This window comes from Stenotrophomonas sp. YJH_SMC_40 (assembly GCF_059368615.1).
On sequence record NZ_JCAFRX010000002.1, the window covers coordinates 1 to 13,945 of the forward strand.

The following is a 13,945-nucleotide window of genomic DNA, read 5'->3' on the forward strand; positions in this document are numbered from 1 at the left end:
CCCAATTGGGAAATTGCCGGCCAGCGGCCGGCACTACCGCCACCCACCACCTGCGACCGTCCCCGGGTCTGGTAGAGCCGGCCGCTGGCCGGCTGCACGACCATCCCAATTGGGAAATTGCCGGCCAGCGGCCGGCACTATCACCACCCACCACCTGCGACCGTCCCCGGGTCTGGTAGAGCCGGCCGCTGGCCGGCTGCACTCGTGCGCGATCCTGAGGTTGCCGGCCAGCGGCCGGCACTACCCTCCTCCGCGACCTACGACCAATAGGTGGCTGACAGGCCGCACCCCACCGCCCAGAATCGATCCATCGAACCTGGGAGGGTAGGCGATGGCCTCGACGGCAGCAGTACAGGACGGCTGGATGGCGCGCGCAGCGCTGCGCTCGGCCGCCTGGGCGGAAAAGTGGTTCCCCGATGCGTACGTGTTCGCGGTGCTGGGCGTGGTCATCGTCGCGCTGGCCGCGATGGGCTTCGGCTCGACCCCGCAGGCCACCGCCAGCGCCTTCGGTGACGGTTTCTGGAGCCTGATCCCCTTCACCATGCAGATGGCCTTCGTGGTCATCGGTGGCTACGCCGTGGCCACCGCGCCGGTGGTCGCACGCTTCATCGATTTCCTCGCCCGGGTGCCGCGTACCGGCCGCGGTGCGGTGGTGTACGTGGGCCTGGTCAGCATGCTCGCTTCGCTGCTCAGCTGGGGCTTCTCGCTGGTGTTCGGTGGCCTGCTGGTGCGTGCGCTGGCCCGTCGTACCGAACTGCGCATGGACTACCGCGCCGCGGGTGCTTCGGCGTACCTCGGCCTGGGTGCGGTGTGGGCCATGGGATTGAGCTCGTCGGCCGCACAGCTGCAGGCCAACCCGGCCAGCATGCCGCCGGGCCTGGTCGAGATCACCGGCGTCCTGCCGTTCACCGAAACCATCTTCCTGTGGCAGTCGATCGCACTGACCGCGGTGCTGATCCTGGTCTCGCTGCTGATCGCCTGGTTGACCGCACCGGCCGCCGGCAGTGCCCGCACCGCTGAAGACTTCCCCGGCGCCGCGCAGGCCGAGCCGGAGCCGTTGCAGCGCCGCACGCGCCCGGGCGAATGGCTGGAGTACAGCCCGCTGCTGACCGTGCTGCTCTCGCTGCTGGCGTTCGGCTGGCTGTTCAACGAGTTCGCCAACAAGCCGGTGGTCACCGCCATCGCCAACCTCAACACCTACAACTTCCTGTTCATTTCGCTGGGCCTGCTGCTTCACTGGCGGCCGCGCAGCTTCCTCAACGCGGTGGCCAAGGCGGTGCCCAGCACCACCGGCGTGCTGATCCAGTTCCCGCTGTACGGTGGCATCGCGATGATCCTCACCCACGCTGCCGGTGGCGACGGGCAGACACTGGCGCACCGGCTGTCGAGCCTGTTCGTGCACGTGGCCAGCACCGATACCTTCGCGCTGGTGATGGGCGTCTACTCGGCGGTGCTGGGCTTCTTCGTGCCCTCCGGTGGTGGCAAGTGGATCATCGAGGCGCCGTACGTGATGCAGGCCGCCAACGAACTGAAGGCACACCTGGGCTGGGCGGTGCAGGTCTACAACGCGGCCGAAGCGCTGCCGAACCTGATCAATCCGTTCTGGATGCTGCCGCTGCTGGGCGTGCTGGGCCTGAAGGCACGCGACATCGTGGGCTTCACCTTCATACAGCTGCTGGTGCACATCCCGCTGGTGCTGGGCCTGCTGTGGCTGCTGGGGATGACCCTGGCGTATGTGCCGCCGGTGATGCCCTGAATGCTGGGCTTGCTTGCCTGCGTGAGTTGGGAAGCCAGCCTCCTTCCGCGCGTGTTTCCGGCTGAGAACGCCATGAATGCGCGCCATGCTGACCACTGCATGAGCACATGCCGAACCCGCATGAATTCTTCAGCCGCTTGTGCCACAAGGGCTTCTGCGCGTTCATTCACAGGCGTACACGCAGATGTAGCCGCGCACCCACGCGTGATTAACCATTCGCTGCAGACGATGGCCACGTCCACCGCATTCCGCGAGTGGCTTTGGAGATCGGACATGGCACAGCAGAACCAGAACCCGAACCAGAAGCAGCAGGGCCAGCAGAACCAGCAGGATCAGCAGCAGGGTCGTGGCCGCGACCAGCAGCAGCAACAGCAGCAGGAACAGCAGCAGCGCAACCAGCGCAACCAGCAGCAGGGTGGGCAGGACGAGGAAGAGTGACCTCGCCACCAGCTCCGGTGATGCGAAGCCCCGCCCCGTGCGGGGCTTTGCTTATTCCAGCACGCCGATACGCTGCAGCACCGGCGCCGCCGACATGTCGTTCGGATTGGTGCCGGGCTGATCCTGCGGCACGTCCATGCCCATGCCGCGGTACAGATCCACCCAGTGCTGGGCGATCTCCCCGGTCTGCGGGTTGCGGAAGTTCATCGGCTGCAATGCGAACACGTGGTGCGCACGGAAGGCGCGTTCGATGAAGTCCGAGCAGTAGTAGCTGTCCTCGTTCAACACATACGACGTGTTGTACGGCTTGCCCAGCATCGTGCGCGCGGTGGCGACCGCATCCTTGATGGCCGCCTGCTGCGGCGCATGCAGGCGATAGACCACGATCTGCCGCTGCTTGGCGCGCGCCTCCTGGCGGAACTCGACCAGCGATTGCCGGCGCGATCCTTTCTCGTCCGCATGCAATACCTCCCAGCCCTTCGGCGTGGAAGCGACCAGGGCGACGTGATCGAAGCTGGGCGCGCCCTGCTTGCCGGTGGCATCGTCGATGGCGGCACTGAGGCCGCTGCGGCCGGCGGTGACAAACAGCAGATCGCCTTCGTGGACATCGACGGCCATCGCCACCGCTGGCCACAGGGCGGGCAGCAGCAGGCCGATCAGGAGCAGGAGGCGATGCATGAGGACTCTCGGACAGGCGGAATGCCGGAATTGTAGGGCGCGCGGTAGCATGGAGCGACCGGACCGGATTCAGGATGAGCCCATGTGTCGATACCGTTCTGCCGCACTGCTGATGCTCGCCTGTGGCGTGGTGCTGATTGCCTGCGCGCCAGCGCCGCAGCCGCTGCAGACAGCGGGCGAAGCCGGGCCTGCCGCAGCGGCGCCGGCGATCACTGCCGCCGAGCCCACACCTGTGGCTGCACGCAGTGAATGCCCCCACCCGGAATTCGATACATTCCTGAAGCATTTCGGCAATGAGATCGCGCTGCAGGAAAAGGCTACTGCCGATCCGCTGCTGGACAGTTACATCGATGCAGAGGCCGAGCCGGAACCGCGCAAGGTGGAAAGCCGGTTGGCGCTGGCCGATGTGGAGTGGCCGGTGATGCCCGATCCTGCCGCGTTGGCCGGGCAGGGCCGCGAAATGCAGGTCAGCCTCCTGGCCGATGGGCAGCGGCAGGTGCAGATTCGTACGCCGGACAGCAGCGACCAGCAGACCTATACCTTCGCGCAGGCGCCGTGCTGGACACTGGTCAAACGTGAGGACGAGTCGATCTGAAGCCTGTTCCGGCACAGGCGCAGCGGGCCAGCGGCTGCTAGGCTCGAGGCCTGGTCCAGGCAGGGAGACGCCGATGCAGGCTTTCAGGAAGCACGCCACCACCACCGCCATCGCAGCTGTGCTGGCGATAGCCTCCCTCAGCGGCGCCCAGGCACAGTCGGTGCATGCCGATGACCGCGCCTACTTCGCCAATGCCACCGCCGAACAGGCCGCGCGTGACGCACTGGGCAAGCGCGTCGAGGCTCTGCAGCAGGCGTCCACCGTTGCACCCGCGGAACACTTCCGGCAGGCCGAGGTACTGGAGGCGCAGTGCCTGCGCCATCACAGCTACCTGCACCTGCAGGCCGCCCGCAATGCGCGTGATCAGCGTCCGGCCCAGGCGCTGGACCAGGTGATGGGGCTGTGCAGCCGCATTGCCCGCAGCGGCCGCGCCGCTCTGCGCGAGGCGCCCGCGGATGCGCCATGGGCAGCACCCTATGGCTTCCTGCGCGCACGCGCGTTGAAGGAGGCCGCCGCCCCGGCCAACGCCGCGCTGGATGAGGCCGTGGAGGCACTGGCCGATCCGGCGCTGGACAGCTTCGCGCGCCTGCGTGGGCAGATCCTGCGCAGCGCCGAGTACCCGCAGATCGAGCACGGCGGCCGGCACTGGGACACGGGGCGCGACAGGCAGGCACTGGCCCGGCAGCCCGACCGCGCCCTGCGCGAGGCGGGCTGGAAGGGCTACTGGCGAGGCCTGCAATCGCGCCGTGAGCCGATGGCGTCGGTGCTGCTGGGGCTGGTGCAGGTGAATGACGCCGCGGCACGCCTGCAGGGTGACGGCTCGGCGCCGGCACATGGCTATCAGCGCATGGGCCTGGATACTGCCGCAGTGGATGCAACGCTGGTGGCGATCGAACAGCATGCGGGAGACCGCCGCGCCTACCAGGAGATGCTGCTGCACCACGCTGCGCGATCGGGCATCGACGCGCCGCAGATCTGGGATACCACGGTGCCCGATGCCGGCTACACGCCACCGGTGCTGACGCTGGCGCAGCTGCGCGACAACGCCGCCGATGCCATGAAGCACCTGGGCCCGGCGTACGTCGCTGAACTGCGCGCGCTGCTCGATCCGGCCAGCCACCGCATGGATCTGGCCACCGAACGCGGTGACCGCAGCCAGGACGCGTTCTCCGTGAGCGCTCCCGGTGTGCCGGCAATGCTGTTCGTTGGTGTCCGCAGCGGGGACCTGGAAAGCGATGTCGAGATCGCCCATGAAGCTGGCCATGCCCTGCACGGCGAGTGGATGCAGCGGGGTCATGCGTCGCCGCTGCAGCGCAATGGCAGCCAGTGGCTGACCGAGGCGTTCGCGATCTACAACGAGCTGCGCTTCCGCGACCAGCTGTACCAGCAGGCACAGGACCCGCGTGCCAAGGCCTACTACCTGAAATCGCTGCTGGACGACATGGTGCTGCAGCTGTTCACCTCATCCGAGGAAGCGCAGCTGGAGCAGTCGATCTACCAGGGCGTTGCCGCCGGCACGCTGGGCACCGCCGATGACCTGGACGCGCTGACCGGGCGGGTGCTCGCACGCTTCGGCCAGCAACCGGAGCGCTACCCGCAGCTGCGCAACACCTGGATCGGCAAGCGCCTGATGTATGAAGACCCGAACTATCTGGTGAACTACCTGTATGCGGGTCTGCTGGCCGTGCAGTTGTATGTGCAGGACCAGCGCGATCCCGAGGGGTTCCGTGCGCGCTATCTTGCCGTGCTTGGCGAGGGCTTCGATCGCGCGCCGAACGAGCAGGTGGCGCAACTGCTGGGGCACGCGCCTGACTGGGCGGCCCTGGTGGACGCCGATCTCCAGGTGTTCAACCAGACGGCGGCACAGCTGCAGGCGCTGCATGCGCAGATCGAGGTGGGGCAGGGCACGTGAAGATGCTGCGCAGGATGACGTGCACCTGGGCCACGAAATGGCTGTTGATGCTGTTGTGCCTGTTGCCGATGGTGGTGATGGCCGGTGCTGCAGTCCCTGCGCTGGATGATCCGGTGGTGGACGCCGCCAACGCACTTTCGGCGGATACCCGCGAAAAACTGCGCACGCAGGCATCCCAGTTGCAGGCGCGCACCGGCGCGCAGCTGCAGGTGCTGGTAGTCAACCATGTTGGCGACGAGGGCATCGAAGCTTACGCACAGCGGGTGTTCGACCAGTGGCAGCTGGGCCGCGAAGGCGTTGACGATGGCGTGCTGCTGCTTGTGGCCGTGCAGGACCGCCGTGTACGCATCCAGACCGGTTACGGCGTGGAGGGCGCGATACCCGATGCCTATGCCGCCCGCATCATCGACAAGGCGATCGTGCCGCGCTTCCGCGATGGCGACCTTGACCAGGGAGTGCTGGACGGAACGAAGATCATAGTGGCGCTGATCGATGGCGAGGACCTACCGGCATGGGAAGAACCATCGATGCGCAACGTGCTGCCGGCCGATTGGCGCAGCGCAGACTCGGTGGTTGCACTGACGCTGCTGGCCGGCTTCCTTGCGGGTCTGTGGCGCTCGCCGCCCTCGGCGCAGGCGCACCCGGAGCGATTGCCGGCCTGGGCCCGCCCGCTGCTGGTGACGGCCGTGGTGGCCGCGGGCCTGCTGGCGGCGGCCATGTGGGCGCCACGCCAGGCACTGGCAGCGCTCTGCATCGTGTTGGCGTTGTGCGTACCGGTGGCGAGCCTGCTTGGCTGGTGCTGGCACCGCAGTCGCGGTGTGCGCGTGGTGCTGCTCGGCATGCTCGGGGTCAGTTCGGGGTTCTTCGTGGTGATGGTGGTGCGTGGCCAGTTGCCACCCAGTCTGGCCCTGCACACGTTGCTGGACCTGGCGGTAGGCATCGTGGCCATGCTGGTGTTCTTCCTCGTACAGGCGTGCCGCGCGCGCTGGCACAAGGACCGCAGCAGCTTCGGGGTGAGGTGCGCAGTGCTGTTGCTGCTGACTGCGGGCTACGTGCTCTTCGCACTGCTGGCCATCGATCGCGCCGGCCCGGTTGCGCGCCTCGCCACGACGATCGGGTGGAGTGCCGGCACGCTCGTGCTGTACTTCACCTGGATCTTCACCATGCTGCCAGGTGAGAAGGCACGCGGCAGCCGCAGATCATCCGGCGGCCACCGCAGCGCGTCCAGTTCGTCATCCAGCAGTTCGTCGTCGAGCAGCTCCAGCAGTTGGTCCGGAGGCGGCGGCCGCAGCGGCGGAGGCGGCGCGTCGGGCAGCTGGTAGATCAGGTCGCCTGCACACGCCAGCCGAGTGCAGCGTCCTCCACAACGCCCGGGCCGGCCACGTCGCCGACCTGCAGCAACAGCCCCTGCGCATTGGGCAGGTCCTTCTGCTCGGGGAACCAGCGCCGGTCCGCAGCAACCACGATCAGCAGGCCTTCGTCGTCGCCCATCGGCGCGAACTGCGCCGAAGGCGGACTGATCGGTTGCAGGCCGAATCGCATGCTGGACTGTTCGCGCACGGCATCGACATCGTGGCTGGGCAGGCCGACCTCGCTCAGGCAGGTCAGTTCGCTGCCGTGGAAGGCGCCCTGATGCGTACTGTCGGGCAAGCGGCGGCGGCCGATCAGTTCCAGGATCAAGCCATCGGGGCCAGTGAAGTACACCGACTGCGATTGCCAGCTGCTTTCCAGCGCGAAGTAATCCAGCCCTGCTGGATTGCGCTGCAGTGGCGTGCGTTCGCGCAGCCAGGTCATTGCCTCGCCGAAGCGGTTGTCCGGTACGTTGAAGGCCAGGTGCACGCCTCCGAGCGCACGTCCTTCAGCGGGCTGCAGTTCGATCGTGCTCCAGCCGATGTGCACATGGGGGCCGACCACGCGCTGCTGCAGCACATCGTGGAAGTAGCTGGCCACGGCACCGACATCGGAGACCGGCAGGGTGAGGTGCAGCAGACGCATGATCGTTCCTCCGTGGACGCGACCACTGTAGCGCCGGGCCGCACCCGGCGGCCACTAGCGCAGTGCGTCGGCGAAGAATCGCGTGGCTGCATCCACCGCCTGCCGGTGGGTTTTCGCCCTCGGAACCGACGTGTTGCACAGCCCGGGCAGCCTCTGCCCGCCGACAGCGGTACAGGCCGCCAGGAAGTCGTAGTGACCCACGTCCGGCAGGCGTTGCAGCGTTGCGCGCGGAATCTGCGCCTGTGCGGCCTCACCATTGGTCTCCGGTGGCGCGACGGTGTCTGCGGCCCCCAACATGATCGATACCGGCTGCCGCAACGCGGACAGCTGCGCGGGCGCGAACGCCTGCACGATGGCGGGTGCCAGCAGGAACACGGCACGCACGCCGGGAATCGCGCGCTGTGCGTCAGCCTCGGCGATCCAGGGGGCAAGCGCGGGCGAAGCCGCAGCGGCCCGGCGCGCCTGCATCGTGTGCGTGGCCGCCTCCTGTTGCGGTTGGCAGACGCCGTCATCCGGGTGCGCGGTGCAGAAGGCCAGCAGTCGCTGCAGGCTGGGCCGTGCACCGGCTGCCAGCAGCGCGGTGTAGCCACCGGCCGAGAAGCCGACCACGCCCAGCCGCTCTGGATCGACATGCGGGCCCAGGATCGGATCGGCCTGCACGGCGGCCAACGCAGCGCGCAGATCATCCGCGCGCAGCCAGCTCAGCATGCTGCCGGCCAGCGTCATCTCGTCGGCACCGTTGTTGCCGGGATGATCGACCGCGATCACCAGATAACCGTCCCGCGCCAGCGCCGTGCCCAACCAGCCCATCATGCGTGCGCTGCCGCCGTTACCGTGCGACAGCAGCAGCGTCGGCAGGCGATCACCCACCACCGGCGCATCCATTGCGGCACGCCCGACGTCGAACAGCGGCGCATCGGGTGGTCCGAGGGTCAGCGCGGTTTCCCGGCTGCCGGCCTGTGCGGGGTACCAGACCGTGTAGCGCAGCGCGTCGTGGTGCTGCGCATCGCGTACAGCCGCGCTGGCCACCGTGGTGGCGCCGTGGCGCTCGCCGGCCGCCTGCGTCTCGCTGCCCTCGGCAATGGCAGTGGAGACCATCAGCATCATTCCCAGCACAGCGGCCATCATGCGCATCTTCAGTTCCTTGTCAGTTGGGACGTTCGTCGACTGGCAACCAGATCTCCACGCCGCCGTTGCCGGTGTGCTCGTCGAAGCGGGTGTCGTAGCGCTCCAGATCGGGTGCATTGGCCAGGCTGAGGCCAGAGCCGGGCAGGTAATGATCCAGCAGCCAGAACCAGGTCGAGCGGATGGCCGAGATGTGCCCGCCGTGCCAGGCCACAAGATAGCGGCGCGCCGGCACGTCCACCCGTTGCCAGTGCGCCGGCACGGTCGGCAGCGCGCTGGCGGGCAGTGCGGCAATGTAATCGAAGCCGCCATCGTCGTCGCTGTTGCAGCACACACCGAAGCTGATCGGAGCGGGCGTCGGCCATTCGCGGTTGAGCTGCGCCCATTGGCCGGGAATTGCACCGCCACTGTCGCGGGTATGCCGCATGCCGATGCCCGCCACCTGGAAAGCGGGCGTGTCGAGCAGTCGCGGCGCCTCACCGCAGGGCGCCGGCGCATCGTCCACGCGGATCGCCTGTACCAGCGCCAGGCCATCGGTGCCCTGTTCGCGTACCCGTTCCGGCGTCTGCCCGAACTGTTCGTTGAAGGCGCGGGTGAACGCGGCATGGGTGGTATAGCCGGCTCCCAGCGCGACCTGCAGGATATCCCCCGCCCCGTCGGCCAACCGCTGCGCCGCAGCGGTCAGGCGCCGTCCCCGCAGGTAGCGCACCACCGAGGTGCCAGTGCGGGCCTGGAACAGGCGTGACAGATGGAACGGCGACAGCCCCGCTGCAGCGGCGATATCGGCCAGCGCCAAGGGCTGGTCCGCATGGGTTTCGATGTACCACAACGCCTTGCCTGCCGCGCTCATCCTGCCGTTCCCCGGATCCGATGCCGGCACAGTAGCGGATCGGCAGGCGCGGCGTTTAGCAGTTCTTGCGCTGCCGGGGCTTTGCCTCTGCCTGCGTACCGGCAACAATGCGCGCTTCATGGACGTTATGGGGCAGGAAAATGCGATCGACGACGTGGGATGCCAGGCCAGCGGAGCCCGGCCGATGATCGAGATGATCGAAATGCTGCTTGCCCTCTGGGTACTTCCCAGTCTGTTGACCCTGGCGCTGATGCTGCTGATGTTGTTCGGCGCGCCACGGTGGCGCGGCAATCCCTGGGTGTACCGTGTCGGCTTCGCGTTGCTGGGCGGGTTTCTGACACCGACGTTGTTGGGGGCCGGTCACGGTGGGTTGCCGTGCGCGACTATCGGCGGGCTGGTGATGATACTGACGCAGCTGCAATGGATCGGCGATCTGCAGGTCGACTTCATGGGGATCGGGATTCGCAACAGGGGCATCTGGATCATGTCCACCCCCGCCTTGGTGGTGTTCGCCGCCATGATGTTCGTTCCGCTGCGAACGGCACGGCCGGCCCGTTTCGGCTTTGGCGACGACGGCAACGGCTAGCCGCTGTGTGCGGGGATGGGGCGTGGGTCTGCATTGCCCATCCATGCATGGCGTGGATCTACGGATGAGCCCTGGCAGGGGCCAATCTTGGTTGGCGCATCAAGCTGTCGTACTGACGTCATGCCCCCTTCACACATCGCGCCGAGACTGCGCGCCTTGTCCAGCCCTGTTGTTTCCGAACAGGTGCTGGCCCTGTCGCGTCCTCCCGGAGCCCTGCCGTGTATCGTTCGAAGCTTTCGCGTTCCATCCTCCTTGCCCTTTCCATGGCCAGCGCAGGAGGCGCGATCGCAGCGGAGGCCGATGCGGTCGATGCCGCAGGCGGCAACCGCGCCGCACCCACCCAGCTCGACGCGATGCTGGTCACCGGTACCCGCGCGTCCAACCGCACCCAGTTCGAAACACTGGCGCCGGTGGACGTGTTCACCAAGGAAGACATCACGTCCGTCGAATCCACCGACCTGAAGGACGTGCTGGCCCAGCTGGTGCCGTCGTTCGTGGTGCAGCGCCTGCCGATGGCCGACGGCCAGGTGTTCGTGCGCCCGGCCACCCTGCGTGGCCTGTCGCCGGACCAGACCCTGGTGCTGGTCAACGGCCGCCGCTTCCACCGCAGCGCGCTGCTCGGCAACCGTGGTGCACAGGCGGCCGACCTTGCACAGATTCCGACCAGCGCGATCAAGCGCATCGAAGTGCTGCGCGACGGCGCATCGGCGCAGTACGGCTCGGACGCCATCGCCGGTGTCATCAACATCATCCTCGAGGATGGTCCGGGCACCGAGATCACCGCCGGCTATTCGCAGTACGCGCAGGGCGACGGTGCCTCCCGCGATTTCAGTGCGCGCACCGGCTGGTCGCTGGGCGACTATGGCAGCCTGGTGCTGTTCGCTGAATCCTCCAATTCCGATGCCACCTCGCGCACCCGCCAGCGCCCCGATGCCATCGCCTTCCAGGCCGCGCATCCCGCGCTGGAGGTTCCCAACCCGGTGCAGCGCTGGGGCCAGCCGGAGCTGGAAAGCCGCCGCGTCGGCTTCAACGTGAAGGCCAACGCCAGCGAGACACTGGAACTGTATGCGTTCGGTCTGTACAGCCACAGCGACGGTGTCAGCGATTTCAACTGGCGCAACCCGGACACCACCACCGGCGCGTATCGCACCACCGCCATCTTCCCGGGCTGGAACCTGCGTTCGTTGTACCCGGTGGGCTTCAGCCCGCAGTACGGCAACGTCCAGAACGACCTGCAGCTGGTCGGTGGCCTGCGCGGTGAGATCACGCCGAAGCTGCGCTGGGATGTAAGCGCCTCGTATGGCCGCAATGCCATCGACTACAGCCTGAAGAATTCGATCAACGCCTCGCTGGGTCCCGCCAGCCCGACCGCGTTCGATCTCGGCCGCCTGACCCAGACCGAGAAGAACGCCAACGCCGACTTCAACTACGAATGGGACGTCGCCGCGCTGTCCAAGCCGATCAACGTTGCCTTTGGTGGCGAGTTCCGCCAGGAGACCTACCAGGTGCGTGCCGGTGATCCGGCTTCGTACGCCGTGGGCCCGGGCGCTGCCGCTGGGCTGGAAGCCAACTCCAACGGTGCACCGGGCTTCTCGGCCAGCCAGGCCGGGCAGTGGAGCCAGCGCAGCAAGGCCGCCTACGTGGACATGGAGGTGCCGCTGGGTGAGCGCTGGAGCATCGGTGCGGCCAGCCGTTACGAGGACTTCTCCAGCTTCGGCAGCACACTGGATGGCAAGCTGTCGGCGCGCTTTGCGATCACCCCGGACGTGGCCCTGCGCGGCACCGTGTCCAGCGGCTTCCGCGCACCGACGCCGGCGCAGCTCAACACCACCAGCACCACCCAGGGCCTGGACACGCGCACGCTGCAGATCTTCACCAGTGGCCGCCTGTCGCCGAACGATCCGCTGGCGCAGCTGCTTGGAGCCAAGCCGTTGAAGCCGGAAGAATCGCGCACCGCCTCGCTGGGCCTGACCTGGCGCACCGACCTGGGCCTGTCCGGCTCGGTGGATGTCTACCAGATCAAGCTCACCGACCGCTTCAGCCAGTCGGCCAGCTTCGCCATTCCGGCCGGTACGCCCAATCCACTGGGCTACACCTCGGTGAACTACTTCACCAACGACTTCGATACCACCACCACCGGCGTGGACGTGGTCGGCAACTACCTGCGTGATCTCGGCGCCGGCCGCATGACGTTGACCCTGGCCTACAACTACAACCGCACCCGCGTGGACAACGGCAGCACCTCGGTGGCCACCAACGAAACCCAGCGCGTGCTGTTCGAAGACCGGCTGCCCGAGCACAAGGGCAGTCTGACCGGCAGCTGGGACATCGGTGCCTGGTCGCTGATGGCGCGCATGCGCTACTACGGCGCCTGGACCGATTCCAGCGGCAACGCGGTGGGCGACATCTACCAGCGCTTCGGTGCGATGAGCTTCCTCGACCTGGCCGTGGGCTATCGCATCAACGAGCACCACAGCCTGCGCGTGGGCGCCGACAATGTGTTCGATCGCTACCCGGATGAGGCCACGTTCCAGGCCAGCCGTGGCCTGGTCTACTCGCGCAACGCGCCGTACGACACCGACGGTGCCAACCTGTACGCGCAGTACCGGCTGGCCTTCTGATGGACAGCCGCCGCCGTAACCTGCTGCGCGCCGGCACCCTGCTGCCGGCCGCAGCTGCGCTATCTTCACTGCCTGCCATGGCCGCCGCGCGTTACGCTGCGCCCATGCAGATACCCGCAACGACCGTGGCGCCGGACGTGCTGGCCCGCGATGAAGGCTACTGGGCCGCCGTGGCCAGCCACTTCGACATCACCGATGAAGTGAACCACCTGGAAAACGGCTATTGGGGTGCGATGGGCCGCGAGACGCTGGCCAGCTACCAGCGCCAAACGGCCGAGGTGAACCGTGGCAACGCCTGGTACGGTCGCCGTGAATTCCCGGCGCAGTACATGGCGGTGCAGCGGCAGGTGGCCGAACTGCTGGGCGTGGGCGCCGACGAGATCGCACTGACGCGGGGCGCCACCGAGGCGATGCTGGCGCTGATCGGCGGCTACAACCGCCTGCAGCCTGGCGACCAGGTGCTGTATGCCGACATCGACTACGACAGCATGATTGGCGCGATGCGCTGGCTGCAGCAGCGTCGCGGCGTGCAGGTCGAGCGTATCGCGCTGCCGGCGGTGCCGGACCACGCGCAGATCCTGCAGGCGTATGAGGACGCATTCGCGCGGTTGCCGCGCCTGAAGCTGGTGCTGCTGACCCAGGTCAGCCATCGCCACGGGCTGGTGCTGCCGGTGGCGGAGATCGCCGAGCGTGCGCGCGCACGCGGTATCGATGTGATCGTTGATGCTGCCCATGGTTTCGGTCAGATCGCCTATGCCGTGCCGGACCTGGAGGCTGACTTCGTGGGCATCAATCTGCACAAATGGATCGGCGCGCCGGTCGGCGTCGGCGCGATGTACGTGCGCAAGGGCCGTGTGGCCGACCTCGACCCGTACATGGGCGAGACCGACGACGGCCGCGTGGGCAGCCGCGTGCACACCGGCACGGTCAACTTTGCCGCCTACCTGGCGCTGCCGGAAGCAATCGCCCTGCACCAGCGCATAGGTGCCGCCAACAAGCAGGCGCGCCTGCGCTACCTGCGTGAGCGCTGGACGCTGCCGGCACGGCAGATGGCGCACATCGAAGTGCTGTCCTCGCCGGACCCGGCGCTGGCCAGTGCGCTGGCCAGCTTCCGCCTGCGCGGGCGCACCAGCGTGGCTGACAACATTGCGCTGCAGAAGCGCCTGCTGGACGAGCATCGCGTGTTCACCACGCATCGCGACGGATTGGACTCCGGCGCCTGCGTGCGGGTGACGCCGTCGGTGTTCACCCGGCCGGAGCAGGTGGATGCGCTGGTGAAGGCCCTCTCCGCCTTGGCCTGACCCTGCTTTGGTAGGTGCCAACCTTGGTTGGCACATTCCGACCGTGCCGGGGAATCTTCCGCCGGCCAGCGGCCGGCGCTACCGATCG

General features: G+C 67.6%; 12 protein-coding genes. 8 read left to right on the plus strand and 4 right to left on the minus strand.

Translation table 11 applies throughout. From position 1 onward, the window contains the following. Positions 1–331: 331 nt before the first annotated feature. Complete coding sequence (locus AC5P6X_RS02975) at positions 332–1,756, plus strand: short-chain fatty acid transporter (protein WP_005411492.1); 1,425 nt, start codon at positions 332–334, stop codon at positions 1,754–1,756. Between the two features lie 273 nt (positions 1,757–2,029). Further along, positions 2,030–2,194, plus strand: coding sequence for a hypothetical protein (locus tag AC5P6X_RS02980; RefSeq protein ID WP_005414774.1), 165 nt, complete (start codon positions 2,030–2,032; stop codon positions 2,192–2,194). 51 nt (positions 2,195–2,245) lie between these two features. On the opposite strand, the gene AC5P6X_RS02985 is transcribed toward AC5P6X_RS02980, so the two are convergent. Next, positions 2,246–2,872 carry a YiiX/YebB-like N1pC/P60 family cysteine hydrolase gene (locus AC5P6X_RS02985; RefSeq protein ID WP_329756971.1) on the minus strand — a complete coding sequence of 209 codons (627 nt, stop codon included), beginning with the start codon at positions 2,870–2,872 and terminating at the stop codon, positions 2,246–2,248. 82 nt (positions 2,873–2,954) lie between these two features. Between AC5P6X_RS02985 and AC5P6X_RS02990 the strand changes: the two genes are divergently transcribed. The 3 genes from AC5P6X_RS02990 (at position 2,955) to AC5P6X_RS03000 (ending at position 6,701) form a co-directional block, all read left to right on the plus strand. Then, the gene (locus tag AC5P6X_RS02990) at positions 2,955–3,467 is read left to right on the plus strand and encodes a hypothetical protein (RefSeq protein ID WP_329756972.1); all 513 of its coding nucleotides are present in this window, start codon (positions 2,955–2,957) and stop codon (positions 3,465–3,467) included. A gap of 73 nt (positions 3,468–3,540) precedes the next feature. Continuing rightward, positions 3,541–5,379, plus strand: a complete 1,839-nt coding sequence (locus AC5P6X_RS02995) for a M3 family metallopeptidase (RefSeq protein ID WP_164221625.1) — start codon at positions 3,541–3,543, stop codon at positions 5,377–5,379. Positions 5,380–5,381: 2 nt separating this feature from the next. Next, the gene (locus AC5P6X_RS03000) at positions 5,382–6,701 is read left to right on the plus strand and encodes a TPM domain-containing protein (RefSeq protein ID WP_164221671.1); all 1,320 of its coding nucleotides are present in this window, start codon (positions 5,382–5,384) and stop codon (positions 6,699–6,701) included. 1 nt (position 6,702) lies between these two features. Here AC5P6X_RS03000 and AC5P6X_RS03005 read toward each other — a convergent pair whose 3' ends face one another. From AC5P6X_RS03005 to AC5P6X_RS03015, 3 genes are read right to left on the minus strand one after another with little or no spacing between them, the layout of a single operon-like run. Then, positions 6,703–7,374 (minus strand): VOC family protein, encoded by a 672-nt coding sequence (locus AC5P6X_RS03005; protein ID WP_049451179.1) that lies wholly within the window; start codon positions 7,372–7,374, stop codon positions 6,703–6,705. A 54-nt stretch (positions 7,375–7,428) separates the two neighbouring features. Beyond that, complete coding sequence (locus tag AC5P6X_RS03010; RefSeq protein WP_099481411.1) at positions 7,429–8,508, minus strand: alpha/beta hydrolase family protein; 1,080 nt, start codon at positions 8,506–8,508, stop codon at positions 7,429–7,431. Positions 8,509–8,521: 13 nt separating this feature from the next. Further along, positions 8,522–9,349 (minus strand): AraC family transcriptional regulator, encoded by an 828-nt coding sequence (locus tag AC5P6X_RS03015; protein WP_049417720.1) that lies wholly within the window; start codon positions 9,347–9,349, stop codon positions 8,522–8,524. On the opposite strand from AC5P6X_RS03015, the gene AC5P6X_RS03020 reads away from it, so the two are divergent. From AC5P6X_RS03020 to AC5P6X_RS03030, 3 genes are all read left to right on the plus strand, one after another. Then, positions 9,318–9,935 carry a hypothetical protein gene (locus AC5P6X_RS03020; protein ID WP_237398821.1) on the plus strand — a complete coding sequence of 206 codons (618 nt, stop codon included), beginning with the start codon at positions 9,318–9,320 and terminating at the stop codon, positions 9,933–9,935. The genes AC5P6X_RS03015 and AC5P6X_RS03020 overlap by 32 nt on opposite strands. 218 nt (positions 9,936–10,153) lie before the next feature. Continuing rightward, positions 10,154–12,556, plus strand: a complete 2,403-nt coding sequence (locus AC5P6X_RS03025; RefSeq protein WP_329756973.1) for a TonB-dependent receptor plug domain-containing protein — start codon at positions 10,154–10,156, stop codon at positions 12,554–12,556. Continuing rightward, entirely contained in the window at positions 12,556–13,857 is a 1,302-nt protein-coding gene (locus AC5P6X_RS03030; RefSeq protein WP_329756974.1) for an aminotransferase class V-fold PLP-dependent enzyme, read from the plus strand. Before AC5P6X_RS03025 ends, AC5P6X_RS03030 begins: the two co-directional genes overlap by 1 nt. Positions 13,858–13,945: the final 88 nt, after the last annotated feature.

Coding starts and splice junctions, on each gene's coding strand:
- AC5P6X_RS02975 (WP_005411492.1), top strand. CDS start 332: ATGGCCTCGACGGCAGCAGTACAGGACGGCTGGATGGCGCGCGCAGCG.
- AC5P6X_RS02980 (WP_005414774.1), top strand. CDS start 2,030: ATGGCACAGCAGAACCAGAACCCGAACCAGAAGCAGCAGGGCCAGCAG.
- AC5P6X_RS02985 (WP_329756971.1), bottom strand. CDS start 2,872: ATGCATCGCCTCCTGCTCCTGATCGGCCTGCTGCTGCCCGCCCTGTGG.
- AC5P6X_RS02990 (WP_329756972.1), top strand. CDS start 2,955: ATGTGTCGATACCGTTCTGCCGCACTGCTGATGCTCGCCTGTGGCGTG.
- AC5P6X_RS02995 (WP_164221625.1), top strand. CDS start 3,541: ATGCAGGCTTTCAGGAAGCACGCCACCACCACCGCCATCGCAGCTGTG.
- AC5P6X_RS03000 (WP_164221671.1), top strand. CDS start 5,382: ATGCTGCGCAGGATGACGTGCACCTGGGCCACGAAATGGCTGTTGATG.
- AC5P6X_RS03005 (WP_049451179.1), bottom strand. CDS start 7,374: ATGCGTCTGCTGCACCTCACCCTGCCGGTCTCCGATGTCGGTGCCGTG.
- AC5P6X_RS03010 (WP_099481411.1), bottom strand. CDS start 8,508: ATGCGCATGATGGCCGCTGTGCTGGGAATGATGCTGATGGTCTCCACT.
- AC5P6X_RS03020 (WP_237398821.1), top strand. CDS start 9,318: ATGTACCACAACGCCTTGCCTGCCGCGCTCATCCTGCCGTTCCCCGGA.
- AC5P6X_RS03015 (WP_049417720.1), bottom strand. CDS start 9,349: ATGAGCGCGGCAGGCAAGGCGTTGTGGTACATCGAAACCCATGCGGAC.
- AC5P6X_RS03030 (WP_329756974.1), top strand. CDS start 12,556: ATGGACAGCCGCCGCCGTAACCTGCTGCGCGCCGGCACCCTGCTGCCG.